This window comes from Streptomyces sp. NPDC047085 (genome assembly GCF_040643735.1).
Classification (GTDB): Bacteria; Actinomycetota; Actinomycetes; order Streptomycetales; family Streptomycetaceae; genus Streptomyces.
Genome location: NZ_JBEYUW010000004.1, coordinates 64,054 through 87,049 on the forward strand (window position 1 = coordinate 64,054; position 22,996 = coordinate 87,049).

Genomic DNA, 22,996 nt, shown 5'->3' on the forward strand with positions numbered 1-22,996 from the left:
AGCGGTGCCGCCCCGTCCCTCCTGCCATAGTGAGTTTGATAAGACAGTTCTTCTGACGGTACCCCAGCATTGTTGCCCGAGGCCGCACGGAGCGGCATCGACGGCCGGCAATCCCGTCTTTGCTTGCTCCAACGCCGCGAAACCCGCTGGGGTTCCCGATCGTCTTACAAGGGCTCGCCCTGTTGGCCCTGCCTGGGCTCAGCCGCCGTAGACGTGAGGCGCGAGCGTACCGACGAACGGCAGGTTGCGGTACTTCTCGGCGTAGTCGAGGCCGTAGCCCACGACGAACTCGTTGGGGATGTCGAAGCCGACCCACTCGACGTCGATGGCGACCTTGGCGGCGTCCGGCTTGCGCAGCAGCGTGCACACCTTCAGCGAGGCGGGCTCGCGGGAGCCGAGGTTGTTGATCAGCCAGGACAGGGTCAGGCCGGAGTCGATGATGTCCTCGACGATCAGGACGTGCTTGCCCTTGATGTCGGTGTCGAGGTCCTTGAGGATCCGCACGACACCGGAGGACTGGGTGCCCGCGCCGTACGAGGACACGGCCATCCAGTCCATGGTGACGGGGGTGGACAGCGCCCGGGCCAGATCCGCCATGACCATGACGGCGCCCTTGAGGACACCGACGATGAGCAGGTCCTTGCCCGCGTACTCCGCGTCGATCTTCGCGGCCAGCTCGGCCAGCTTCGCGTCGATCTCTTCCTTGGTGATGAGCACCTGCTGGAGGTCGGCACCCATGTCTTTCGCGTCCACCCGCATCACTTTCGGTCGTCCCGCACTTACAGCCACCGGCAGGTCCCGGGCCGCTGTCGGAGGTCGCTCCGAGGGTCGGGATTCAGCCTTGCCGAATCACCAGTCTGCCACCCTGGCGCCGAGCGACGACTTTGCCCGGGAGATTGATGGCTCCCTGGCCGCGCCAGCCGGTGATCAGCCGGTCGACTTCCTCGATGTGCCGGGCGAAGAGAGATCCGGCCGGGGCACCGGCCTCGATGGCGGCCCGGCGCAGGATGCGGCGGCGGACGGCGGGCGGCAGGGCGTAGAGCTTGGCGCACTCCAGCAGACCCGTGGCGTCCCTCACGGAGGCCTCGGCCTGACTGGCCCAGGCGTCGAGCGCGTCGGCGTCGTCGCGGGAGAGCTGGGCGGTGCGGGCGAGCGCCTCGACGACGCCCTTGCCGAGGGCCTTCTCCAGCGCGGGCAGGCCCTCGTGGCGGAGCCGGGAGCGGGTGTAGGCCGGGTCCGCGTTGTGAGGATCGTCCCAGACCGGCAGGGACTGGACCATGCAGGCCTTGCGGGCGGTCTGCCGGTCCAGCTGGAGGAACGGGCGCCGGTAACGGCCGCCGGCCCCCGAGACCGCGGCCATTCCGGACAGGGAGCGGATGCCGGAGCCGCGGGCGAGGCCGAGCAGGACGGTTTCAGCCTGGTCGTCGCGGGTGTGGCCGAGCAGGATCGCGGCGGCGCCGTGGCGTTCGGCGGCGGCGTCGAGGGCGGCGTAGCGGGCGTCGCGGGCGGCTGCCTCGGGCCCGCCTTCGCGGCCGACGGTCACGGCGATGGACTCGGCGGGGTCGAGGCCGAGTTCGCGCAGCCTGACGACGACCTCTGCGGCGCGCAGGTCGGAGCCTGGCTGGAGGCCGTGGTCGACGGTGATGCCGCCGGCGCGGATGCCGAGCTTGGGGGCCTCGAAGGCGAGGGCGGAGGCGAGTGCCATGGAGTCGGCGCCGCCGGAGCACGCGACGAGCACGAGCGGGGAGGGGGTTCGCTCGGGCCGGCTCGGCTCGCGGGCCGCCGCGGTGGCCGCCATGGCGGCTGTCGCCGCCGCGGGGGTGGGGCTGTTGTGGGTGAGGATGTCGTGGAGGACGCGGCGGACCGCCAGGCGTATCGCCGCGACCGCAGGATGGGGACCCATGTCCGGTTCCCTTCATGAAGTTTTCGGGGGTGAGCCCGAAGGTCGGTCACTCAGAGTGTGTAGATGGTGACAGAAGCGGGCCGTTCCCCGAGCATTGCACGCCTACCCATGCCTCACGGTCCCTCGGACGGGTGATTGGCGGGGCGTCCGCCTGCCGTCGGCCGGATTCGTGTCACGACCTTCCGGTGCCGTTCACGACTCGGCCTTGCGATGCACCCGTGCGACCCAGTCCGCCGGTTTGGCGATCTCCGCCTTGGTGGGCAGGGTGTTGGGTGATGTCCACACACGGTTGAAGCCGTCCATGCCGACCTGCTCGACGACGGCCCGTACGAACCGCTCGCCGTCCCGGTACTGCTTGAGTTTGGCATCCAGACCCAGCAGCTTGCGCAGGGCGAGGTCCAGGCGGGAAGCCCCTTTGGCGCGGCGCTGCTGGAACTTCTCGCGGATCTCGGAGACGGTCGGTACGACGTCCGGACCCACTCCGTCCATGACGAAGTCGGCGTGCCCCTCCAGCAGGGACATGACCGCCGTGAGGCGGCCGAGGATCTCGCGCTGGGCCGGGGTCTGCACGAGTTCGACGAACGAACGTCCGCCGTCGTCCTCCTCGCCCTCGGGCCGGCCCCCGGCGAGGGACTGGGCGGCTTCCCTGATGCGCTCCAGGAAGGTCATCGGATCGACGTCCGTCTCCGCCAAAAACGACTGGATTTCGCCCTCGAGGTGGGCGCGCAGCCAGGGGACGGCGGTGAACTGGGTGCGGTGCGTCTCCTCGTGCAGACACACCCACATCCGGAAGTCGTGCGGCTGGACGTCGAGTTCGCGCTCCACGTGGACGATGTTGGGCGCGACGAGCAGCAGGCGGCCGCCGCCTGAAGGCGCGTCGGGCGGGCCGCCGGCCGGGAGGTCGCGGCCGGCGGGCGCGAAGGTCTCGTACTGGCCGAGGACGCGGGAGGACAGGAACGACAGCAGCATGCCGAGTTCGACACCGGTGACCTTGCCGCCGACGGCGCTGAGGACGGCGCTGCCCGGGCTGCCGGCGCGGCGTTCCTGCATCTTCTCCAGCAGGGGCTTGAGGATCTCGCGGAAGCCTGCGACGTTCGCGCGGACCCAGCCGGGGCGGTCGACGACGAGGACGGGGGTGTCGTGGGCCTGGTCGGTGCCCATACGAGTGAAGCCCCGGACGTGTTCCTCCGAGGCTTTCGCGTGCCGGCGCAGCTCCGCGACGACGGCCCGGGCCTCGTCGCGGCTGACTTCGGGACCCGGGCGTACGAGCCGTGTCGCGGTCGCCACCGCGAGGTTCCAGTCGACCATCCCGGGAGATGCGGTGCCACCGAAGCTCGTCATGTGTCAACCGTACGTGAGCGTTGCCACTTGGGGCAGGCCGTGGGGTTGGCAGGGCTGCGCGGTGTTGCACCGCCACCCGGCGCCGCGGTGGAGGCTAGCTGCAGCCGCAGCCCGCCAGGGCTGTCGCTGTCTTGTCCAGGGCAGCCTGGGCCTCCAGGGGGTTGGCCGTGTTCGAGGCCAGGAAGGCGAAGGCCAGGAGGTGGCCGTCGGCGTCCACGACCGTGCCGGCCAGGGTGTTGACGCCGGTGAGGGTGCCCGTCTTGGCGCGGACGAGTCCGGCGGCCCCGTCGGTGTACCGGGTGGCCAGGGTGCCGGTGAAGCCGGCCACGGGGAGGCCGGTGAGGACCGGGCGGAGGCCTGGGTGGGCCGGGTCGGCGGCCTTGACCAGGAGGGCGGTGAGGAGGTTCGCGGTGAGCCGGTCGTCGCGGTTGAGGCCACTGCCGTCGTGGAAGGCGGCGCCGGTCAGCGGCAGGCCGAGCTTCCTCAGCTGGGCGGCGATGGCCTTCGCGCCGCCGTCGAAGCTCGCCGAGCGGCCGGTCCCGAGGGCGGTCTGGCGGGCGAGGGCCTCGGCGATGTCGTTGTCGCTGTTGGTGAGCATGCGCTCGACCAGGTCGGACAGCGGCGGCGAGGAGACGCTGGCGAGGGTCTCGGCGCGGCTGGTGGCCTTGGAGGGGCCGGGGGCCGTGGTCCTGATGCCGGCCGCCTTGAGGAGGCCCGCGAACTTGGCGGCCGCGTCCGCCGCCGGGTCGCCGACGCGGGCCGCCGGGCCGCTCGCGGAGTTGTTGATGCGGCCCTCGTCGACGGTGAGGGCGCTGACGCGGGCGAGGTTCTCGTTGACGCCGATGGGGTGCAGGGCGGGGCCGGCGTAGAGCGTGCTGTCGTAGGAGAGCGTGATCTTGTCGATGCCGCGCTGCTCGAGGGCGGCGGCGGTGTCGGCGGCCAGCGTGCGCAGGCTCGCCCAGCCCCCGGCCTTCGGGTGCGCGGTGAGGGTGGGGTCGCCGCCGCCGACCAGGATCAGTTCGCCGGTGTCCGGTTCGAGGGCGGTACGGGTGGTGAGGCGGCGGTCGGGGCCGAGGGCGGACAGCGCGGCCACGGCGGTGGCGATCTTGGTGGTGGAGGCGGGCGTGACGGCCTGGTCGCCTCCGGTGCCGTAGAGCAGCTTGCCGGTGCTCATGTCGACGACCGCCGCCGCGTGGGCGTCGCCGAGCGCGGGGACGCCCAGGAGGGGCTCCAGGACGTCCGCGAGGGCCTCTCCGGTGGGCGGGCCCTTCTTGGTGCTCACCGCGGCCGTGACACCGCCCAGGCCGGCCAGGACGGAGGGGGCGCTCGGGGCGGGCCGGGGCGCCCCCGCCTCCGTACCCGAGCTGCCGGAGCCGCCGGAGCCGCCGTGATCTGCGCCACCTGGCCGCTCCAGGGCGGCCGCCCGGTCCCGCTCGGCCGTACGCTGACCGTTGGCGTCCCAGGGGCCGGCGACGGTCACCACCCCGGCGGCCAGCGCCAGCCCGGCCGTGGCGGCGACCGCGGTGTACTGCCAGGTCCGGACGGTCGTGGTCCTGGGAGCCCGCGCGAGCTGCGGTTTCACGGCCCGCGTGAGCCGTGGGACCCGCGGCCTCACGGCCTTCGCGGCGCGCGCCAGACGCGGTCGTACGGCGTTCGCGAGCCGCACCACCTGCGGTCTCGCGGCTCGCCAAGGCCTCAGCTCTGGCACGACCACCAGCCCCTTTCGCGATCACACACCTGCGTGAGGGACACTTAACCACCAGAACTATGTGCTGATCATGGAGGAGCCACCGGTGGAGTTCGACGTCACGATCGAGATCCCGAAGGGTTCGCGGAACAAGTACGAGGTGGACCACGAGACCGGTCGGATCCGCCTGGACCGTCGCCTCTTCACCTCGACCGCCTACCCGACCGACTACGGCTTCGTCGAGAACACCCTCGGCGAGGACGGCGACCCGCTGGACGCGCTGGTCATCCTGGACGAGCCGACCTTCCCGGGCTGCCTGATCAAGTGCCGTGCGATCGGCATGTTCCGGATGACGGACGAGGCGGGCGGCGACGACAAGCTGCTGTGCGTTCCGGCCACCGACCCGCGTGTCGAGCACCTGCGCGACATCCACCACGTTTCCGAGTTCGACCGGCTGGAGATCCAGCACTTCTTCGAGGTGTACAAGGACCTGGAGCCCGGCAAGTCGGTCGAGGGTGCCAACTGGGTGGGCCGCACGGACGCCGAGGCGGAGATCGAGCGGTCGTACAAGCGCTTCAAGGAGCAGGGCGGTCACTGAGCCCTGCTTTTCACGGGCCGCACGCGCACGCGTGCGGCCCGTTCGCATGCCCATGCGCATACTGAGGGCTGACGGAAGGTGTCGTTCAGGGAGCGGTACGAGGTGATGGAGCCGGCGGACAGGAAGCCCCGGTCGGACGAGGCGCGCTACGACCCGGAGATCACGTCCGAGTTCGCCGTCCCCGAGGGCATCGAGGTCCCCGAGGGCGGCGGCGAGCCCGAGACCACGTCCGAGTTCGCCGTGCCGGAGGGCATGGAGGCGCCCCAGCCGCCGAGTGCCGAGCCGGAGGGCTCGGCGTTCAGCGTGCCGCGCACCTACAGCGCCAAGGACGCCCCGCCCGTGTTCACCCCGGCGCTGGGCGTGCCCCTGGTCAGCCTCGTCAAGGACGCCCCCTGGCAGGACCGGATGCGCACGATGCTGCGCATGCCGGTGGCCGAGCGGCCCGCCCCGGAGCACGTGCAGCGCGCGGAGGAGGGGGGCCCGGCGATCCCGCGCGTCCTCGACCTGACCCTGCGTATCGGCGAGCTGCTGCTGGCCGGCGGTGAGGGTGCGGAGGACGTGGAGGCCGCGATGTTCGCGGTCTGCCGGTCGTACGGGCTCGACCGCTGCGAACCGACCGTGACCTTCACGCTGCTGTCGATCTCGCACCAGCCGTCCCTGGTGGAGGATCCAGTGACGGCGTCCCGCACGGTGCGCCGGCGCGGCACCGACTACACCCGGCTCGCGGCCGTCTACCACCTCGTGGCGGACCTGACCGACCCCGAGACGCACGTCTCCCTGGAGGAGGCCTACCGGCGCCTCGCGGAGATCCGCCGCAACCGGCACCCCTACCCCGGCTGGGCGCTGACCCTGGCGAGCGGGCTGCTGGCCGGTGCGGCCTCGGTGCTGGTCGGCGGTGACCTGGTGGTGTTCGTCGCGGCGGCGTTGGGCGCGATGCTCGGCGACCGGCTGGCGTGGCTGTGCGCGGGGCGCGGGCTGCCGGAGTTCTACCAGTTCACGGTGGCCGCGATGCCGCCGGCGGCGATCGGCGTGGCGTTCGCGCTGGCCCAGGTCGACGTGAAGGCGTCCGCCGTGGTCACCGGTGGGCTGTTCGCGCTGCTGCCCGGACGGGCGCTGGTGGCGGGGGTGCAGGACGGGCTGACCGGCTTCTACATCACCGCGGCCGCGCGCCTGCTGGAGGTCATGTACTTCTTCGTCGGCATCGTCATCGGCGTGCTGGTCGTCCTGTACTTCGGTGTCCAGATCGGCGGCAAGCTGAACCCGGACGCGGCGCTGATCATCAACGAGCGGCCGCTGGTGCAGATCGCGGCCTCCATGGTGCTGTCGCTGACCTTCGCGGTGCTGCTGCAGCAGGAACGGTCCACCGTGCTGTGGGTGACGCTCAACGGAGGCGTCGCGTGGTCGGTGTACGGCGCGATGCACTACGCCGCGAACTTCTCGCCGGTGGCGTCCACGGCGGTGGCGGCGGGACTGGTGGGGCTGTTCGGGCAGTTGCTGTCGCGGTACCGGTTCGCGTCGGCGCTGCCGTACACGACGGCCGCGATCGGGCCGCTGCTGCCCGGTTCGGCCACGTACTTCGGCCTGCTGTCCATCGCCCAGAACGAGGTGGACAAGGGGCTGGTGTCGCTGGCCAAGGCCGCGTCCCTGGCGATGGCCATCGCCATCGGGGTCAACCTGGGGTCGGAGATCTCCCGGCTGACCCTGCGGGTCGGCTCCGCCGGCAAGCGGAAGGCCGCGAAGCGCACCCGCGGGTTCTGAGCGGGGCGCCGTCTTGGAGCTCGGGTGGCCCCGCGCCCCGGGTCGTCACTGGTGACGGTGGTCGTACGGGTAACCGTTCTGGTCGTACTGCTGCTGCGGGTACGCCTGCTGCGGTTGCTGCTGCTGGTCGTAGTACTGGTTGTCGTAGCCCTGATTCCAGTACTGCTGGTCCTGCTGCTGATACGGCTGCTCGTACTGCTGCGGCTGCTGCGGCTGGTACTGCTGCTGGTAGGGGTCCTCCGGCTCGATGCGGCGCAGCTGGGTCGTCGCGTCGTCCATGACCGGCGGCTGCTGCTGGTACACGGGCTGCTGGGGAGGCTGAGGGGTCTCCTGCCGGGGCGGCTGCGGCGTCTCCTGCGCGGCCTTCTTGTTCTTGCCGCGCGCGCGGAGGTATTCGATCGCGATCGGGACGACTGAGACGAGGACGATCAGGATGAGGATCGCCTCGATGTTCTTCTTGACGAAGTCGATGTTGCCGAGCCAGGAGCCGAGCAGGGTGACACCGGCGCCCCACAGGCAGCCGCCGATGACGTTGAAGATCAGGAACGAGCGGTACTTCATGCCGCTGACGCCGGCGATGATCGGCGTGAACGTGCGCACGATCGGCACGAAGCGGGCCAGGACCAGGGACTTCGGGCCGTACTTCTCGAAGAACTCGTGCGCCTTGGTGACGTTCTCCTGCTTGAAGAGGCGGGAGTCCGGGCGGTTGAAGAGGGACGGGCCGACCTTCTTGCCGAACATGTAGCCGGCCTGGTCGCCGAGGATCGCGGCGAGGCAGATCAGGGCGATGGCACCCCACAGCGGGAAGTCCAGGTCCCCGGACGTGATCAGCAGTCCACAGGTGAACAGCAGCGAGTCACCCGGCAGGAAGAAGCCGATGAGCAGGCCGGACTCGGCGAAGACGATGAGCAGCAGACCCCAGATGCTGTACGTGTCGAGCAGATAGTTGGGATCGAGCCAGCTCGGGCCGAGGGCGAGTGTCATCACGGGTCCGGGCTCCTGGGGGGACGAGGGCGGCTGCGGCGGCTGAACGTCGGCTGCCGCACAACGCTATCAACGCGATGTGGCCGCCCCAGGTTCCACGGGTGACCCCGGGATGCACTGTGCGACAACCGGGGCGAAGCTGTGAGCCAGGTACTCGATGACTACGGCGGTATCTGAAGTCGCTTCCCACTCCGGGCCAGACCGCCGGATCCCGGGCCTGGGATCAGGCCGTCTGCCGGTCGGCGTTCGCGGCGATGGACTCGCTGAGGTGTTCGGCGACACCCTCGCCCATCGCGTCGTAGTACGCCTTGAAGCGCTCGTCGGCGACGTACATCGCGCCCAGGCAGCGGTGCATCCCGGGCGGGCACTCGTAGAACCAGCGGCTGATGTGCTGCCGGTGCTCCTCGGCCATGTCCATGGCGGCCTCGCCGGTCGCCGGGGCGCCGGAGGCCACCAGGGCGACGTATCGCTCGCCCCAGCCGTCGACCTCGGCCTTCATCCGCTTCCAGTCCTCCTTGGTGTAGCGCGCGGCCCGGCGCTGGGACTCGGCCCACGCCTCGGTGTCGCCCCAGCGCTGCTCCGCCTCCTCGGAGTACTCCTCCTTGAAGGGGTCCTCGTCCCCGAAGACCTCGAACCTCTCCTCGGGGGTGAGATTGATGCCCATCGTGCGTGCCTCCATGGCGTGCTCCACGGCCGCGGCCATCTTCTGCAGCTTCTCGATCCGGGCCGTCAGCAGGTCGTGCTGGCGGCGCAGGTGGACCCGCGGGTCCGTCTCCGGGTCGTCGAGCAGGGCGGCGACCTCGTCGAGCGGGAAGCCGAGCTCCCGGTAGAACAGGATCTGCTGCAGCCGGTCGAGGTCGGCGTCCGCGTAGCGCCGGTGGCCGGCGTGCGTGCGCTCGCTGGGCACGAGCAGCCCGATCTCGTCGTAGTGGTGCAGAGTGCGCACCGTGACCCCGGCGAACCCCGCGACCTGTCCCACGGAGTAGCTCACTTTCCGCTCCTTCGTCGTCGGTACGACCTCCACGCTGAGGCCTCACGCCACGTGAGGTGCAAGTCGCATTTCCTTCCGGATGTTTCGTGCCTTTTGTCCGCTTATGGTGAGCCCGTGGCCCAGGACTCCGCGCAGCCGCCGCCCCCGACCGCTCCGACGGCCCCGGCACGGGCGCTGCTCCCGCTGATCCTGCCCGCCGTCGCCGTGGGGGTCGCGGCCAGCCTGGTCTTCGTCGGGGTGAGCGCGGCGGCGGAACAACTGCAGCACGTGCTGTGGGGGCCCGTGCCGGACGCGCTGGGGGTCGGCCGGTACTCCGTGCTGTGGATGTTCGTGATGCTGATCGCGACCGGCGTCGCGGTCGGCCTGGTGGTCTGGAAGGTGCCGGGGCACGCCGGTCCCGACCCGGCCTGCCTCGGGCTCGACGCGCGCGTCCTGCCGCCGGTCGTGCTCCCCGGGCTGGTGGTGGCGACCGGGCTGATGCTGGCCGGCGGGCCGAGCCTGGGGCCGGAGAACCCGATCATCGCCGTGAACGTCGCCCTCGCGGTGTGGCTGGGCCGGCGGCTCCTGCCCCGGGCGGCGGACAGCCTGTGGCCGGCGCTGGCCGAGGCGGGCACGATCGGGGCGCTGTTCGGCACGCCGGTGGCGGCCGCGCTGGTCATCTCCGAGGCGCTGGCCGGGCAGCCGATGCGGGGGCGGCTGTGGGACAACCTGTTCGCCCCGCTGACGGCCGGCGCGGTCGGCGCCCTGACGACCACCCTGGTGGCCCATCCGACGTTCGACCTGGGCCTGCCGCCCTTCGGTCACCCCCGCTGGGGTGATGCGCTGGCGGCCCTGGTGATCGCCTCGGTGGCCGCGGTGCTCGGCATGTGCGCCGTGTACGCCTTCCCGTACGTCCACCGGGCCTTCCGTTGGCTGCGGCACCCGATGCTGATGCTCCCGGCGGGCGGGGCCGTCCTGGGCGCGCTGGCGGCCGTCGGCGGCCATCTGACGCTCTTCAAGGGGCTGAACGAGATCGGGGAGCTGGCCCGTGACCCCGAGGGCCGCTCGGCCGGCCAGTTCGCCGTGCTGACCGTCGTGAAGCTCGCCGCGCTGCTCGTCGCCGCGTCCTGCGGCTTCCGGGGCGGGCGCATCTTCCCGTCCGTGTTCATCGGTGCCGCCCTGGGCCTGTGCGCCCACGCCCTGGTTCCCGCCGTCCATCCCTCGGTGGGGGTGGCGACGGGTGTCCTGGGCATGCTTCTGGCGATCACCCGCCAGGGCTGGGTGAGCCTGTTCACCGCGGCCGTCCTGGTCGCCTCGCCGGCCGTTCTGGCCCTGCTGTGCATCGCGTCGCTGCCGGCCTGGCTGCTGGTCACCGGGCGGCCGCAGATGCAACTGCGCGCGGACGGCACCGCGATCCGCTGAATCCCTCTGGAGGCACATCCATGGCCCTGCACAAAGGACCCGCGAAGCACGAAGCGCGACCGATGTCCGTCAACCCGTTCTTCGGGGAGGCGAACCCGGTCGGCGGGATGACCGAGGCGCCGCCCACCCACCGGCTCCCGGACGCGCCGCTGCCGCCGACGACGGCGTACCAACTGGTGCACGACGAGCTGATGCTGGACGGCAACGCCCGGCTGAACCTGGCCACCTTCGTCACCACCTGGATGGAACCCCAGGCCGGGGTGCTGATGTCGGAGTGCCGCGACAAGAACATGATCGACAAGGACGAGTACCCGCGGACCGCCGAGCTGGAGCGGCGCTGTGTGGCGATGCTCGCCGATCTGTGGAACGCGCCGGACCCGTCGGCCGTCATCGGCTGTTCGACGACCGGGTCCAGCGAGGCGTGCATGCTCGCCGGGATGGCGCTCAAGCGGCGCTGGGCCGCGCGCAACACCGACCGCTATCCGGGAGCGCGCCCGAACCTGATCATGGGCATCAACGTCCAGGTCTGCTGGGAGAAGTTCTGCAACTTCTGGGAGGTGGAGGCCCGGCTGGTCCCCATGGAGGGCGACCGCTACCACCTCGATCCGCAGGCGGCGGCCGAGCTGTGCGACGAGAACACCATCGGGGTCGTCGGCGTCCTCGGCTCGACCTTCGACGGGTCGTACGAGCCGATCGCCGAGCTGTGCGCGGCCCTGGACGCCCTCCAGGAGCGCACGGGCCTCGACATTCCGGTACACGTCGACGGGGCCTCCGGGGCGATGGTGGCGCCCTTCCTGGACGAGGACCTGGCGTGGGACTTCCGCCTGCCGCGCGTGGCCTCGATCAACACCTCGGGGCACAAGTACGGCCTGGTGTACCCGGGCGTCGGCTGGGCGCTGTGGCGGGACAAGGAGGCGCTGCCCGAGGAGCTGGTCTTCCGGGTCAACTACCTGGGCGGTGACATGCCGACCTTCGCGCTCAACTTCTCCCGCCCCGGCGCCCAGGTGGTCGCCCAGTACTACACGTTCCTGCGGCTGGGCCGCGAGGGCTATCGCGCGGTGCAGCAGTCGACCCGGGACGTGGCGATGTCGCTCGCCGCGCGGGTCGAGGCGCTCGGCGACTTCAAGCTGCTCACCAGGGGCGACCAGCTCCCGGTGTTCGCCTTCACCATCGCCGACCACGTGTCGTCGTACGACGTCTTCGACGTCTCCCGGCGGCTGCGCGAGGGCGGCTGGCTGGTCCCGGCGTACACCTTCCCGCCGAAGCGGGAGGACCTCTCCGTGCTGCGCGTGGTGTGCCGCAACGGCTTCTCGCACGACCTCGCCGACCTGTTCGTCGAGGACCTGACCCGCCTGCTGCCGGACCTGCGCCGGCAGCCGCATCCCCTGACCCACGACAAGGAAGCGGCCACCGGATTCCACCACTAGGCGACCGGCCTCCTCCACCGTCGGGGCGTCGTCAGCGGTCGTCCTCCGGATGCCGCTCCCCCCTCGCGTACGGGTTCTCCTCGCCTTCGCCCAGGACGCCGACGAACGGCTCGCCCTCGCCGGCGAAGGTGTACGCCCCGCCCTCGATCCGCCCGATCAGTCCCTGGGTCCACTCGGCCTCGGCATCGGCCGTGTGGACCCAGAGGTTCATGATCTCGCCGATGTGGCCCAGCTGTTCGGGGCCGTCCTCGGGGACGTAGTGCTCGGTGACGGTGGAGCGCCACTCCTCGGTCCGCCGGATCCGCTCCTTCAGGAGTGCCACCGCCTCGGCGCGCGGCAGGTCGACCATGAAGCCGATCGCCGCCGACTTCACGTCCGTCCTCTGGTCGTAGGAGACGAGCGCCTCGCGCAGCAGCCGGAAGTACTCCTCGGTCCCCCGGTCCGTGATCTCGTACTCGGTGCGCGGCGGGCCCCCGGCCGTGGACGGCGCGGTCTCGTGCACGTGCAGCAGCCCCTGCTTCGCCATCTGCTTCAGGGCGTGGTAGACCGAGCCCGGCTTGGCGTTGGACCACTCGTGCGCGCCCCAGTACTCCAGGTCGCCCCGGACCTGGTAGCCGTGGGCCCGCCCGTGCTGGCGGACCGCGCCGAGCACGAGGAGACGGATCGCTGACATGCGGCCAGGTTATTGCCGTACGGCTAGGCCCTGTCATCTGGATCATCCCGGCGTCGCGGGGCCTGGCACGCCCATCTGCGGCGTTGTCGTCACTCGCCGACGCTCCGCGTCGACTCCCTCCTCCGCCTTGCAGCTGCACGCACCAGACCCCGCTCGGGTCGGCTGGAAGGCGCCGTACCTCACAGCCGGCCTGATCCAGACGACAGGGCCTAGCCCGCCTGCTCCAGGGCGACGAGTTCGAACGCGGTCTTCCCGTCCAGGGACTCGCGGATGATGTCGGCGTGGCCGGCGTGCCGGGCCGTCTCGCGGATCAGGTGCAGACACACCCAGCGCAGGGAGACGCGGCCCTCCGGCGGGAACCAGGGGTCGGGCGGCAGCGGGAAGGTCTCGTCCAGGCTGGGCGCGGAGCGGATGAACTTCTCCGTCTCGGCGGCGACCTGCTCCCAGTACGCGAGCTGAGAGGCGACCGTCTCGCCCTCGGCCAGCCGGAAGCACTCGTGCCAGTTCGACTCGTCGCGCCGGACCGCCGGAGGCTCCTGCTTCGCCCGTGCGATCCAGCTCTGCTCGACCTCGGCGACGTGCTTGAGCAGTCCGCCGAGCGACAGCTCGCTCGGGCTGGGACGGGTGCGGGCCTGTTCCTCGGTCAGTCCGAGCAGCGCCCTGCGGACCCCGCCGCGCTGCTCCTCGATGAACGCGAGCAGCGCTCCGCGCTCGTCACCCTGCGCCTCCGCCGCCACGTGCGTGACCATGACCGGCCGCCTTTCGTCGGGTCTCCCAGGGGCTTCCCCCCTGACACCGACGACGCTACGGGCCCTTGCGGTCAGCTTCTGTCCGCAAGGGCCCGGCGCGGACGGGAAAGACGAGGGAAAGGCGAAGGAAAGAGATGAGGGAGAGGCAGGGAGAGGCCTAGAACGGGAAGCGGCTGCGGCCGTGCTGGACCGAGATCCACTTGATCGTGGTGAAGGCCTCCAGGGTCGTCTCGCCGTTCAGCCGGCCGAGACCTGAGTGCTTCTCACCGCCGAAGGGGACGATCGGCTCGTCGTGCACGGTGCCGTCGTTCACGTGGAACATGCCGGTGTCGATCCGCTTGGCGAAGGCCACACCGCGCTCGATGTCACCGGTGTGGACGGCACCGCTGAGGCCGTACGGGGTGTCGTTGACGATCCGGACCGCCTCCTCCTCGCCGTCGAACGGGACGAGGAAGACGACCGGGCCGAAGACCTCCTGTTCGAGCAGGGCGGAGTCGGCGGGGACGTCGGTGAGCACGCTGGGCTCGACCAGATTGCCGTTGGTGGCGCCGCGCACCAGGGCCGTGGCGCCCTCGGCGAGCGCCTGCTCGACGGCGCCCGAAATGGCGTTGGCCTGCGCGGAGTTGATCACCGGGCCGATGACGGTCTCCGGGTCGCGCGGGTCGCCGACCTTGAGGGACTTCACCTTGGCGACGAACTTCTCGGTGAACTCGTCGGCGACCGAGCGGTCCACGAGCACCCGGTTGGCGGCCATGCAGACCTGGCCCTGGTGGACGTACCGGCTGAAGACCGCCGCGTCCACCGCGTAGTCGATGTCGGCGTCCTCCAGGACCACCAGCGCGCTGTTGCCGCCCAGTTCGAGCACCGAGCGCTTGAAGTTCCTGGCACACACGGTCGCGACGTGCCGGCCGACCCGGTCGGAGCCGGTGAAGGAGATGACCTTGGGGACCGGGTGCTCGATGAAGGCGTCGCCGATCTCCGCTATGTCGGTGACGACGACGTTGAGCAGGCCGCCGGGCAGGCCGGCCTCCTCGAAGATCCTGGCGACCAGGGTGCCGCCGGCGATCGGGGTGTTCTGGTGCGGCTTGAGGACCACGGCGTTGCCGAGGGCGAGCGCGGGGGCGACCGACTTGATCGACAGCAGGAACGGGAAGTTGAACGGGCTGATCACGCCCACGACGCCCACCGGGACCCGGTAGACGCGGTTCTCCTTGCCGTCGATCGGGGAGGGCACGATCCTGCCCTCGGGACGCAGCGCCAGGTGGACGGCCTCGCGCAGGAACTCCTTGGCGAGGTGCAGCTCGAAGCCCGCCTTCACGCGCGTGCCGCCGAGTTCCGCGATGATCAGGTCGGCTATCTCCTGCTCGCGGTCCTCGATCAGCCTGAGCGCCTTCTCGAAGACCGCGCGCCGGGCGTAGGGGTTGGTCTCGGCCCACTGCTTCTGGGCGCGGGCGGCCGCCTGGTAGGCCTGGTCGACCTCGTCGACGGTGGCCACGGTGATCGAGGCCAGCTTCTCGTCGTCGTACGGGTTGAAGTCGATGACGTCCCAGGAACCGGTGCCCGGGCGCCACTCACCGTCGATGTACTGCTGGGCCAGGTCGTTGAAGTAGGACGACATGTGATCCCTCAATCGCTAGCGGACACCAGATCCACGTCAGTGCTGATCACGCGTCATCGTACTTGTGTTTCAAGAGAGTTGAAGGAGACCTCGGAGAAGATCACGGCTCTCGTCCGGGCCCGGACTGTCCTGCTGCAGCTCCTTCAGCGCCTGCTCGTACTGGGCGACGTCCTCGCGCTTGTCGAGGTAGAGCGCGCTGGTCAGCTGCTCCAGGTAGACCACGTCGGACAGGTCCGACTCGGGGAAGCTGAGGATGGTGAAGGCGCCGCTCTCGCCGGAGTGCCCGCCGAAGCCGAACGGCATGATCTGCAGCCGTACGTTGGGCCGCCCGGAGATGTCGATCAGGTGCTGGAGCTGGCCGCGCATCACCTCGCGGTCGCCGTACGGCCGGCGCAGCGCGGCCTCGTCGAGCACGATGTGGAACTCCGGTGCGTCGGGGGCGAGCAGGTGCTTCTGCCGCTCCATGCGCAGCGCGACCCGCCGCTCCACGTCGGCCGTGCTCGCGCCCTTCATGCCGCGCCGGACCACCGCGCGGGCGTACTCCTCCGTCTGAAGCAGGCCGTGCACGAACTGCACCTCGTACGCGCGGATGAGGGAGGCGGCGCCCTCCAGGCCCACATAGGTGGGGAACCAGCTGGGCAGCACGTCGGTGTAGCTGTGCCACCAGCCCGCCACGTTGGCCTCACGGGCGAGGGAGAGCAGCGACTCGCGCTCGGCCTCGTCGTTGATGCCGTACAGCGTCAGAAGGTCTTCCACGTCCCTGGTCTTGAAGCTCACCCGGCCCAGCTCCATCCGGCTGATCTTCGACTCGGAGGCGCGAATGGAGTATCCCGCCGCCTCGCGCGTGATCCCCCGTGCCTCACGCAGTCGCCTGAGTTGCGAGCCGAGCAGCATGCGCCGCACCACCGATCCGGGCTCTCCCGCGCTCACGTTCGCCAGCCTCCCCAACCGTCTTCAGGGCCCGAAGTCTGCCACTAAAACACTTCGAGCAGTACTCGTGCGGTTACGGAAACGGAAAGAGGTCGGCCGTTTCTGCCTGCAAGAGGTCCTGACCTCTGGCGAACAGGAGGATGAAGATGGCGGAAAAAATGGCCAAGAAGCGGTACGGTCAGGGCCAATTCGGTCGCGTGCACGTGCATCTGCCCTTGCATCTGCTCTTCGCATCCGAAACCATGGTCCCGCGCCACCGCTGCATCGCTACGACCGCGAATTCCCGGGAGTGCCTCGCATGGGGACGAATGGATCGACCATGCTCAAGCCGTTACGGCAGGGCCTTCCTCCGCTGGACCCCTCGGCCGTCTCCGATGCCGCCTCCTGTGCTCTGCCCGCCCGCTACGAAGCGGTGCGCGAGGCCCGGCGCTTCACCCGGGACACCCTGGACCAGTGGGACACAGGTGACCACTTCGACGACATATGCCTGGTCGTCTCGGAACTCGTCACCAACGCCCTACGTCATGCACTGCCCGCCGAGGCGGCCTGTGATGCCGACCAACCGCCGTGTGTACGGCTGCACTTGATGCGCTGGACCGGGCGGCTGGTGTGCGCGGTGCGCGACCCCAGCCACGAGTCCCCGGTCCCGCGCGACTCGGACGACTTCTCGGCCGAGTCCGGGCGCGGCCTGTTCCTGGTCGACTCCTTCGCCGACAGCTGGGGCTGGCACCCGCTCGCGGGGACGCTCAGCGGCAAGGTGGTCTGGGCGCTGTTCCGGCTGGGGCCGGTCGACTGAGGACGTACGGCACAGGCGTGCGTCACCGATCTACGCGCGTCGCCACGAGGCCCGTACGGGACACGCCGTCCTCTGGACATCGTTGCCACCAGCCTTCACCACGGGCTTTGCCGCCGGGCCCGGGGCCCGGGCGAGGGTGTCAGCTCGCTATCAGGTGGTCGAACTCGCCGTCCTTGACGCCGAGGAGCATCGCCTCGATCTCCGCGCGCGTGTAGACGAGCGCGGGTCCGTCCGGGAAGCGCGAGTTGCGCACGGCCACGTCGCCGCCGGGCAGTCTCGCGAACTCCACGCAGGACCCCTGCGAGTTACTGTGCCTGCTCTTCTGCCAGGCCACTCCGTCCAGCTGCGTGGCAGCCATGCCGTTGTACACGTCGTACCCCCCGTACACGCTGTCAACGTCGCGGTCCACAGGTCGCTCCCCGGTGGTGCACTGGCTGATGTGGCCATAGATGCTGTGCTCAACTGACCTGGATCATAACCTTGTTCATGTGCAGATGCATGAGCAGATGCACGTGCACGGGGGGTGTTCCCACGGTTACAGGGTTGACGTCCGCTTTACCGAAGCCGTTCCAGCGTCTGCCCCAGAGACGGCAGCACATGCCCCCTCCAGCCCCCGCCCATGATCTTCCGCGCCATCATCTGCGCCGGATCGTCCGGATCGAATCCTTGGTGCACTAGAAAGAGACGCGTTCCGCGCCCTTCCTGTTCCAGGGTCCACGTGATGGTCCAGTCCGTGGGATTGGCCGGATCGGCGTCGGCCCACCGGAGGGACAGCATCCGGCCGGTGTCGTAGGCCAGGACCCGCACGTCGACGACGCCGGAGAAGCGGGTGTTGGGACGCGGGACCGAGGTCATCCGGTAGGTGTGCCCGACCTCGAGCCGGAAGTTCTCGGCGCCGGGCATCTGCCAGGACGTGAGCAGTTCGGGCTCGGTCAGGGCGCGCCAGACCTTGGCGGGAGGGTGCGGGAAGAACTGGTCGACGCGGATGGTGGTCAGGTCGTCATCCGCTTCGGGCGCAGGTGGTGTGCTCATGGCTGGTCATCGTCGGGCATGCGGTCGAGCAGATCGCCGAGGCCCTTCAGCTGGTCGCGCCAGAACCGCTCGTACGGATGGAGCCAGTCCTGGACGTCGGCGAGCGGGGCCGCCTCCAGACGGTATATGCGCTGCCGGCCGGAGCGCTGCTCGGAGACGAGACCGGCCTCCCGGAGCACCTTGAGGTGTTCCGAGAGGCTGGGCCGGCGCATGTCGAAGTGGTCGGCGAGTGCCTGTACGGGCTGCGGCCCGCGCTCGCGCAGCAGCCGCAGCACCTCGCGGCGGGTGGCGTTGGCGAGCGCGGCGAAGACACGGTCCTCGGCGGCGGTACCCGTACCGTTCATGGAGCGGTCAGAAGCCTTCCTTCTCCGTCAGCAGCATCAGACCGTTGCCGTCGGGGTCCGTGAAGGAGGCCATCCGCCCCCAGGGCAGCTCGTCCGGTCCCTGCACGGGGATCCCGGCTTCGGTGAGCCGGGCGCAGTCCGCGTCGACGTCGGTCGTGACCAACATGATCCCCCGCGCGGAGCCGGGCTCGAAACCGCCCATGCCCGGCCCGGAGAGTGTGAAGACGGTCTGGGCCCCCTCGGGGGCCACCTGCAGCCAGCGCCCCTGGGGCATGTCCCGGTCGGCGGTGACGGTGAAGCCGAGGACATCCCGGTAGAAGCGCAGGGCGCGGTCCTGGTCGGAGACGGGAAGCGTGACGAACGAGGCGTGTGTGATGGCCATGCCTCAAGAATAGGTAGGCAATCCCCTACGCGTCAAACGTAGGGGATTGCCTACCCATGGCTGCCTCACCTGCGTGCGCCGGCGGCGCCTCAGCGCTCCTCTCGGAAGTCGACGTGCCGGCCGACGACCGGGTCGTACTTGCGCAGGGTCATGCGGTCGGGGTCGTTGTGGCGGTTCTTGCGGGTCACGTAGGTGAAGCCGGTTCCGGCCGTGGACCGGAGCTTGGTGACCGGGCGGAGTTCGTTGCGTGCCATGCCGGCGATATTAGCTGAAAATGAATCCCATTGCCAATAGTTGTTCTGTGGGAGGTGCGTCACCTCGACCCGGTGAACCGGCGTGAGCACGCTCGCGACGGTTTCCCGTTCGGGCTGCGGAGGTCTTCCGGCCGACGGCTGGTAGCTTGCTGCGGACCCTCCGGGCCAGAGGGAACGGCGACAGCTGGGAGCGTGACGTGACTACGGCGACTGCAAGGGTGCGGACCGCTGCCGCGGCCGCGGGGCTGGTGGGCGCGCTGGCGCTGACCGCGTGCAGCGGGGGCGGCGACTCCAAGGGCGACTCCAGGAAGAACTCCTCGCCCTCCGCGGCCCCCACGTCCACCGCGAGTTCGGCCGACGGGTCCGGCACCGTGACGGGCGCCTCCGACAAGCTCCAGGGCAGCTGGGTCACCACCAGCAGCGGCAAGGTCGTCGCCCTGGTGATCAACGGCAAGCAGGCCGGCCTCTTCGCCACCGGCGGGACCGTGTGCAGCGGCACCGCGGGCATGGAGGCGGGCATGCAGATGATCCATCTGACCTGCACGGACGGCAGCAAGAACCGGGTCAGCGGCATGGTCGACTCGGTATCCGCGAGCGGCCTGAAGGTGACCTGGTCCGGGAAGCTCGGCCAGGAGACGTACACCAAGGCGGAGGGCGGCAAGCTGCCTTCCGGGCTGCCGACCGACCTCGGCCAGTGATCCTCCGGGCCGCCGCTGCGGGCCCGAACCGGTGATTCGGGAGGGGCGCGTGATCGTGGGGCGGGCGCAGGCGCCATGATGCGAGGAGACCGTCACGACCTCGATGGGACTTGCTCATGCGCGCCATTCCGCTCACCGTCACCGCTCTCGCCGCCGCCCTCCTGCTGACCGCCTGCGACGACAGCGGCGGCGGCAAGAACGGAAAGAGCAGCTCCGTCTGCGAGATCGGCGGGGTGTCGGTGCAGATCGGGTCGGCGAGCGTGGCCCCGGCCGCCGGCGACACGGGCGAGGTGCCCGTCAGCATCACCAACCAGAGCACCCCCTGCACCCTGGACAAGTTCCCGAGCGCGGTGCTGAACACGGGCACCGCCGAGGTCACCGTGCCCGTGCAGCAGGGCGCCAAGGCTCAGAAGCTGAAGCTCGCCAAGGGGGACTCGGCGTCCTTCACCATCAGCTATGTGCGCGGCAAGGCGGGCGACAAGGCGAGCCTGGAGGCGAAGACCGTGAAGATCGCCCTGCCCGGCGCCAAGTCCGCCCGCAGCTTCCCGTGGTCGTACGGCCCTGTCGCCACCAAGGGCTCCCCGACGACTCCGGACGCCTCCGTCAGCGCCTTCCAGCAGGTCGGGGACTGACCCGGAGGCCGGAAGCCGGTCCTTGGGGATCGGCCAGGTCGGGGACTGACCAGGTCGGGGACCGATCAGGTCGAGGACCGATCAGGTCGGGGGCGGCCTCACGGCAGTCTGGGCCGGGCCTTGACCTGGGCCTCGTCCGCCGCCCGGGCGCCTTCCGTCCAGCCGGCCGCGTCGCTCACGCCGCGCAGCCGGGTCGTGGTGGTCTGCGGGAACATGCGCTCCAGGCGGTCGGTGACGGCTATCGCGCGCGTGGCCAGCACCGGCAGCAGGTCCTGGGTCACCTGGGTCTCGGCGGCGGCCGCGAGCCGGTCGCCGACGCGGTGGGCGTAGGCCGCGAGGAACGACTGGCGGAAGGTCTTGGTGCGCTTGCGGCCCCCGGCTCTCTGGGCGGCCTCCGCCTTGGTCATCGCATGCGTGGCCTGCACCAGCAGCGAGGTGTAGAGCAGCTCGACCGCCTCCAGGTCGGCTTCGAAACCGACGACCGTGGAGAAGGCGAGCGGTTCGTTCCACACCGCCTGGCAGTGGTTGGCGCGGGCGACCGCGTCCAGCAGCACGGCCTTGGCCTGCTCGTACGGCGGCTCGACGCCGATCCGGCAGGCTCCGGGCGCGTCCGGCGCGGGGGCCGACGCGGCGAGCAGCGCCTCGTCCACGCTGTGCCGGGCCATCAGCTCCTGCGCCTTGGCGGTGAGGGCCTCGGCCTCCTCCGGGTAGCCGGTGGCCTCGGCCTTGGCGAGCAGCGCGCGGATGCGGGTGAGCATGCGGGAGGCGCCGGGGCCGGGGGCGTGACGGGGCTCCTCCAGGGGCTCCAGAGCGGGCAGGCGCAGCAGCAGGCGGTACAGCTCCAGGACGGCGGTGGCGTGCGAGAAGCGGTCGCTTCCGCGCGCGGGAGCCGCCGCCTGTTCCTCCAGGGCGTCGAGCTGGGCGGCCCAGCGGCGCCCGCGCGCACGGTCCCGGCCCGCCTGCGCGCGGATCAGCGCGGCGGCGAGGCGCACATGGACGTCGTCCAGCTCGCGCCGCACCAGCCGTACGACGTCGGCGGGCTGCCAGCCGCGCTGCCAGGCCGTGGCCACGAACTCCTCGCCCCGCCGCGCGAGTTCGGTGTCCGCGGCGGGGTCGGAGGCGAGCAGGGACGCGCCCGTGTCGAGTCCGGAGTCGGTGTCGTCGTAGATGGCGGCCCGGAAGGCCCGCTCGACGGTGCTGGCAGTGCTGGTCACGCTGTCGATCGTGCCACGCGGCACCGACAGTCGGGCGACGGCCGTCCACACCCTGTGGACAACCGCCGGGGCGGTCAGGCGCCGGCGGCCAGCTCCAGGGCGCGGTCGAGGGCCTCGGCGGCCGAGCAGGGGACGTCGGGGCGAACGCCGATGCCCTCCCAGTTGGTGCCGGAGACGGGGTTGATCGAGCGGCCGACCGGGATCGAGGCCTCCAGGTGCGGGTGGACGGTCCAGCCCTCGCGCGGGTGCGCGCCACCCCGGGTGGTCTCCCCCACGATCGTGGCGCGGCCCAGTTGCTGGAGGTTGTAACTCAGCTCCTCGGCGGCGGAGAAGGTGTTCGCGCTGGTGAGCACGTACACCGGCTTGGTGCCGCCGAAGCGGGCGCCCGGGACGTACGGCAGGCTCCAGAACTGGTCGTACCGCTCCCCCACGCGCGCGTACTGGGTGTTCAGGTGCGTGCGCTCGTCCAGCAGGTAGCTGCACACGAAGGCCACCGTCTCCGGATCACCGCCGGCATTACCCCTCAGGTCCAGGACCAGGCGGTCCGCGCGCGAGACCAGGGTGAGCGCGGCGGAGAGCGGCTCGGCCGCCCAGGCGAGCGGGAAGAGCGCGGGGGCCAGTTCGAGCAGGGCGGTCCCGCCGGCCAGCAGCTCCACGCGCGGGACACCGCCCAGGGAGGCGTCGAACCGGCGGCGCATGGCGGCCATGGTGGCCTCGCCCTGCTCCGGGGACACCGGCTCGGGGTGGTACTTGAGGCACAGGTGCAGATCGTTGTTCTCGGACTGGAGGTCCGCCGTGAGCTTGGCGCCGAGTTCCTCGGCGACGTCGGTCTCGTACGCCCCTTCGGCGAGACGGCGACGCAGCAGGGCGGCGATGCGGCCGGCGACTTCCGGGAAGACGTAGTGCTCGGTGACAAGACGGGCGGTCTCCTCGACGACGGCGGCAACGTCGGTGACCGGGGCGGGAGTTGGAACGGAACTGGGCGTCAGTGTCGTCATGACGGGGAGTAGAGCACCGGGCTTGCCAAAGCGTCAAGATAATTAGACGCTTAGCGCATGACGGAACAAGGCGCGCCGGAACCGCACCTCGACGGCGACGGCGTACTGGACATCTCCACACCCGAACAGTTCGCCGCGCTCGCGCATCCCCTGCGCCAGCGGCTGCTGTTCGCACTGACCCACGAGGCGTCCACGATCAGCCGGTTGGCGGTGCGGCTGCGGGTGGCCAAGGGCAGCGTGGCGCACCACCTGAAGGTGCTGCACGCGGCGGGGCTCGTGCACATCACCGACACCCGGCAGGTCCGGGGCGGCACCGAGCACCGCTACCGGCGCACGGGCCGGCGCCTGCGGGTCGCCGAGCCGCAGCCGGCCGGTACGGCGGCACTGCTCGGCGCGGTCGCGCAGGAGCTGGACCGCTCCCCCGCCGAGCACCTCCTCGGCCTCCGCCATCTACGCCTGAGCGACGACCGGGCGCGGCAACTGCGGGACGCGTTGACCGAGTTGCTCGACGGGACGGAGGAGGACGGGGCGGATCAGCCGGTACATGGCGTGATGGTGGTGATGTACGAGCACACGCGGCCGTAGG

At 70.7% G+C, this 22,996-nt stretch carries 25 protein-coding genes; 8 read left to right on the plus strand and 17 right to left on the minus strand.

Annotated features, from left to right (window positions below; genetic code table 11):
* Positions 1-198: 198 nt before the first annotated feature.
* From hpt to dacB, 4 genes are all read right to left on the minus strand, one after another.
* The gene (gene hpt, locus ABZ865_RS15805; RefSeq protein ID WP_031165039.1) at positions 199-759 is read right to left on the minus strand and encodes a hypoxanthine phosphoribosyltransferase; all 561 of its coding nucleotides are present in this window, start codon (positions 757-759) and stop codon (positions 199-201) included.
* A 76-nt stretch (positions 760-835) separates the two neighbouring features.
* Complete coding sequence (gene tilS, locus ABZ865_RS15810) at positions 836-1,903, minus strand: tRNA lysidine(34) synthetase TilS (RefSeq protein ID WP_361229931.1); 1,068 nt, start codon at positions 1,901-1,903, stop codon at positions 836-838.
* A gap of 192 nt (positions 1,904-2,095) precedes the next feature.
* Positions 2,096-3,244, minus strand: a complete 1,149-nt coding sequence (locus tag ABZ865_RS15815) for a zinc-dependent metalloprotease (protein ID WP_361229934.1) — start codon at positions 3,242-3,244, stop codon at positions 2,096-2,098.
* A gap of 94 nt (positions 3,245-3,338) precedes the next feature.
* Positions 3,339-4,913, minus strand: coding sequence for a D-alanyl-D-alanine carboxypeptidase/D-alanyl-D-alanine-endopeptidase (gene dacB, locus ABZ865_RS15820; protein ID WP_361231166.1), 1,575 nt, complete (start codon positions 4,911-4,913; stop codon positions 3,339-3,341).
* A 124-nt stretch (positions 4,914-5,037) separates the two neighbouring features.
* Here dacB and ABZ865_RS15825 point away from each other — a divergent pair, with 124 nt between their 5' ends.
* Both ABZ865_RS15825 and ABZ865_RS15830 read left to right on the plus strand, forming a co-directional pair.
* Positions 5,038-5,529, plus strand: a complete 492-nt coding sequence (locus tag ABZ865_RS15825) for an inorganic diphosphatase (protein ID WP_031115900.1) — start codon at positions 5,038-5,040, stop codon at positions 5,527-5,529.
* Positions 5,530-5,634: 105 nt separating this feature from the next.
* Positions 5,635-7,287, plus strand: coding sequence for a threonine/serine exporter family protein (locus ABZ865_RS15830; RefSeq protein WP_361231168.1), 1,653 nt, complete (start codon positions 5,635-5,637; stop codon positions 7,285-7,287).
* Between the two features lie 45 nt (positions 7,288-7,332).
* Here the strand turns inward: ABZ865_RS15830 and ABZ865_RS15835 are convergent, their stop codons facing one another.
* Together ABZ865_RS15835 and ABZ865_RS15840 are read right to left on the minus strand one after the other, a co-directional pair.
* On the minus strand, positions 7,333-8,274 hold the full coding sequence (locus ABZ865_RS15835; protein WP_361229938.1) for a VTT domain-containing protein: 942 nt from the start codon (positions 8,272-8,274) through the stop codon (positions 7,333-7,335).
* A 220-nt stretch (positions 8,275-8,494) separates the two neighbouring features.
* Positions 8,495-9,262: a MerR family transcriptional regulator gene (locus ABZ865_RS15840; protein WP_361229941.1), complete on the minus strand. Its 768-nt coding sequence runs from the start codon at positions 9,260-9,262 to the stop codon at positions 8,495-8,497.
* A 114-nt stretch (positions 9,263-9,376) separates the two neighbouring features.
* Here ABZ865_RS15840 and ABZ865_RS15845 point away from each other — a divergent pair, with 114 nt between their 5' ends.
* Together ABZ865_RS15845 and ABZ865_RS15850 are read left to right on the plus strand one after the other, a co-directional pair.
* Entirely contained in the window at positions 9,377-10,663 is a 1,287-nt protein-coding gene (locus tag ABZ865_RS15845; RefSeq protein WP_361229944.1) for an ion channel protein, read from the plus strand.
* 20 nt (positions 10,664-10,683) lie between these two features.
* Positions 10,684-12,090 carry a glutamate decarboxylase gene (locus ABZ865_RS15850; protein ID WP_361229947.1) on the plus strand — a complete coding sequence of 469 codons (1,407 nt, stop codon included), beginning with the start codon at positions 10,684-10,686 and terminating at the stop codon, positions 12,088-12,090.
* A gap of 31 nt (positions 12,091-12,121) precedes the next feature.
* Here ABZ865_RS15850 and ABZ865_RS15855 read toward each other — a convergent pair whose 3' ends face one another.
* From ABZ865_RS15855 to ABZ865_RS15870, 4 genes are all read right to left on the minus strand, one after another.
* Entirely contained in the window at positions 12,122-12,763 is a 642-nt protein-coding gene (locus tag ABZ865_RS15855; RefSeq protein ID WP_361229950.1) for a PadR family transcriptional regulator, read from the minus strand.
* 209 nt (positions 12,764-12,972) lie between these two features.
* A complete protein-coding gene (locus tag ABZ865_RS15860) occupies positions 12,973-13,512 on the minus strand; it encodes a DinB family protein (RefSeq protein ID WP_361229953.1) in 540 nt (179 codons plus the stop codon).
* 157 nt (positions 13,513-13,669) lie between these two features.
* Entirely contained in the window at positions 13,670-15,130 is a 1,461-nt protein-coding gene (locus ABZ865_RS15865) for an aldehyde dehydrogenase family protein (RefSeq protein ID WP_361229956.1), read from the minus strand.
* Between the two features lie 69 nt (positions 15,131-15,199).
* Positions 15,200-16,024 carry a helix-turn-helix transcriptional regulator gene (locus ABZ865_RS15870; RefSeq protein WP_361231170.1) on the minus strand — a complete coding sequence of 275 codons (825 nt, stop codon included), beginning with the start codon at positions 16,022-16,024 and terminating at the stop codon, positions 15,200-15,202.
* A 334-nt stretch (positions 16,025-16,358) separates the two neighbouring features.
* Here ABZ865_RS15870 and ABZ865_RS15875 point away from each other — a divergent pair, with 334 nt between their 5' ends.
* Positions 16,359-16,856 carry an ATP-binding protein gene (locus ABZ865_RS15875; RefSeq protein ID WP_361229959.1) on the plus strand — a complete coding sequence of 166 codons (498 nt, stop codon included), beginning with the start codon at positions 16,359-16,361 and terminating at the stop codon, positions 16,854-16,856.
* A 139-nt stretch (positions 16,857-16,995) separates the two neighbouring features.
* Here the strand turns inward: ABZ865_RS15875 and ABZ865_RS15880 are convergent, their stop codons facing one another.
* The 5 genes from ABZ865_RS15880 to rpmG form a co-directional block, all read right to left on the minus strand.
* Positions 16,996-17,265, minus strand: a complete 270-nt coding sequence (locus ABZ865_RS15880; RefSeq protein WP_189997865.1) for a DUF397 domain-containing protein — start codon at positions 17,263-17,265, stop codon at positions 16,996-16,998.
* 146 nt (positions 17,266-17,411) lie between these two features.
* Entirely contained in the window at positions 17,412-17,888 is a 477-nt protein-coding gene (locus tag ABZ865_RS15885) for an SRPBCC domain-containing protein (RefSeq protein ID WP_361229963.1), read from the minus strand.
* Positions 17,885-18,232 (minus strand): metalloregulator ArsR/SmtB family transcription factor, encoded by a 348-nt coding sequence (locus tag ABZ865_RS15890; protein ID WP_361229966.1) that lies wholly within the window; start codon positions 18,230-18,232, stop codon positions 17,885-17,887. Before ABZ865_RS15890 ends, ABZ865_RS15885 begins: the two co-directional genes overlap by 4 nt.
* 7 nt (positions 18,233-18,239) lie before the next feature.
* Positions 18,240-18,614 (minus strand): VOC family protein, encoded by a 375-nt coding sequence (locus ABZ865_RS15895; protein ID WP_361229969.1) that lies wholly within the window; start codon positions 18,612-18,614, stop codon positions 18,240-18,242.
* 89 nt (positions 18,615-18,703) lie between these two features.
* The gene (gene rpmG, locus ABZ865_RS15900; protein WP_361229972.1) at positions 18,704-18,868 is read right to left on the minus strand and encodes a 50S ribosomal protein L33; all 165 of its coding nucleotides are present in this window, start codon (positions 18,866-18,868) and stop codon (positions 18,704-18,706) included.
* 197 nt (positions 18,869-19,065) lie between these two features.
* Here rpmG and ABZ865_RS15905 point away from each other — a divergent pair, with 197 nt between their 5' ends.
* Together ABZ865_RS15905 and ABZ865_RS15910 are read left to right on the plus strand one after the other, a co-directional pair.
* Positions 19,066-19,566 carry a hypothetical protein gene (locus ABZ865_RS15905; protein ID WP_361229975.1) on the plus strand — a complete coding sequence of 167 codons (501 nt, stop codon included), beginning with the start codon at positions 19,066-19,068 and terminating at the stop codon, positions 19,564-19,566.
* 116 nt (positions 19,567-19,682) lie between these two features.
* Entirely contained in the window at positions 19,683-20,198 is a 516-nt protein-coding gene (locus ABZ865_RS15910) for a DUF4232 domain-containing protein (RefSeq protein WP_361229978.1), read from the plus strand.
* Between the two features lie 98 nt (positions 20,199-20,296).
* Here the strand turns inward: ABZ865_RS15910 and ABZ865_RS15915 are convergent, their stop codons facing one another.
* Complete coding sequence (locus tag ABZ865_RS15915; RefSeq protein ID WP_361229981.1) at positions 20,297-21,412, minus strand: DUF2786 domain-containing protein; 1,116 nt, start codon at positions 21,410-21,412, stop codon at positions 20,297-20,299.
* A 74-nt stretch (positions 21,413-21,486) separates the two neighbouring features.
* Positions 21,487-22,410 carry a S41 family peptidase gene (locus ABZ865_RS15920; RefSeq protein WP_361229984.1) on the minus strand — a complete coding sequence of 308 codons (924 nt, stop codon included), beginning with the start codon at positions 22,408-22,410 and terminating at the stop codon, positions 21,487-21,489.
* A 57-nt stretch (positions 22,411-22,467) separates the two neighbouring features.
* On the opposite strand from ABZ865_RS15920, the gene ABZ865_RS15925 reads away from it, so the two are divergent.
* Positions 22,468-22,995 (plus strand): helix-turn-helix domain-containing protein, encoded by a 528-nt coding sequence (locus tag ABZ865_RS15925; protein WP_361229987.1) that lies wholly within the window; start codon positions 22,468-22,470, stop codon positions 22,993-22,995.
* The last annotated feature ends 1 nt before the right edge of the window (position 22,996 follow it).

Coding starts and splice junctions, on each gene's coding strand:
- hpt (WP_031165039.1), bottom strand. CDS start 759: ATGCGGGTGGACGCGAAAGACATGGGTGCCGACCTCCAGCAGGTGCTC.
- tilS (WP_361229931.1), bottom strand. CDS start 1,903: ATGGGTCCCCATCCTGCGGTCGCGGCGATACGCCTGGCGGTCCGCCGC.
- ABZ865_RS15815 (WP_361229934.1), bottom strand. CDS start 3,244: ATGACGAGCTTCGGTGGCACCGCATCTCCCGGGATGGTCGACTGGAAC.
- ABZ865_RS15830 (WP_361231168.1), top strand. CDS start 5,635: ATGGAGCCGGCGGACAGGAAGCCCCGGTCGGACGAGGCGCGCTACGAC.
- ABZ865_RS15850 (WP_361229947.1), top strand. CDS start 10,684: ATGGCCCTGCACAAAGGACCCGCGAAGCACGAAGCGCGACCGATGTCC.
- ABZ865_RS15855 (WP_361229950.1), bottom strand. CDS start 12,763: ATGTCAGCGATCCGTCTCCTCGTGCTCGGCGCGGTCCGCCAGCACGGG.
- ABZ865_RS15860 (WP_361229953.1), bottom strand. CDS start 13,512: ATGGTCACGCACGTGGCGGCGGAGGCGCAGGGTGACGAGCGCGGAGCG.
- ABZ865_RS15865 (WP_361229956.1), bottom strand. CDS start 15,130: ATGTCGTCCTACTTCAACGACCTGGCCCAGCAGTACATCGACGGTGAG.
- ABZ865_RS15870 (WP_361231170.1), bottom strand. CDS start 16,024: ATGCTGCTCGGCTCGCAACTCAGGCGACTGCGTGAGGCACGGGGGATC.
- ABZ865_RS15875 (WP_361229959.1), top strand. CDS start 16,359: ATGGGGACGAATGGATCGACCATGCTCAAGCCGTTACGGCAGGGCCTT.
- ABZ865_RS15885 (WP_361229963.1), bottom strand. CDS start 17,888: ATGAGCACACCACCTGCGCCCGAAGCGGATGACGACCTGACCACCATC.
- ABZ865_RS15890 (WP_361229966.1), bottom strand. CDS start 18,232: ATGAACGGTACGGGTACCGCCGCCGAGGACCGTGTCTTCGCCGCGCTC.
- ABZ865_RS15895 (WP_361229969.1), bottom strand. CDS start 18,614: ATGGCCATCACACACGCCTCGTTCGTCACGCTTCCCGTCTCCGACCAG.
- rpmG (WP_361229972.1), bottom strand. CDS start 18,868: ATGGCACGCAACGAACTCCGCCCGGTCACCAAGCTCCGGTCCACGGCC.
- ABZ865_RS15910 (WP_361229978.1), top strand. CDS start 19,683: ATGCGCGCCATTCCGCTCACCGTCACCGCTCTCGCCGCCGCCCTCCTG.
- ABZ865_RS15920 (WP_361229984.1), bottom strand. CDS start 22,410: ATGACGACACTGACGCCCAGTTCCGTTCCAACTCCCGCCCCGGTCACC.
- ABZ865_RS15925 (WP_361229987.1), top strand. CDS start 22,468: ATGACGGAACAAGGCGCGCCGGAACCGCACCTCGACGGCGACGGCGTA.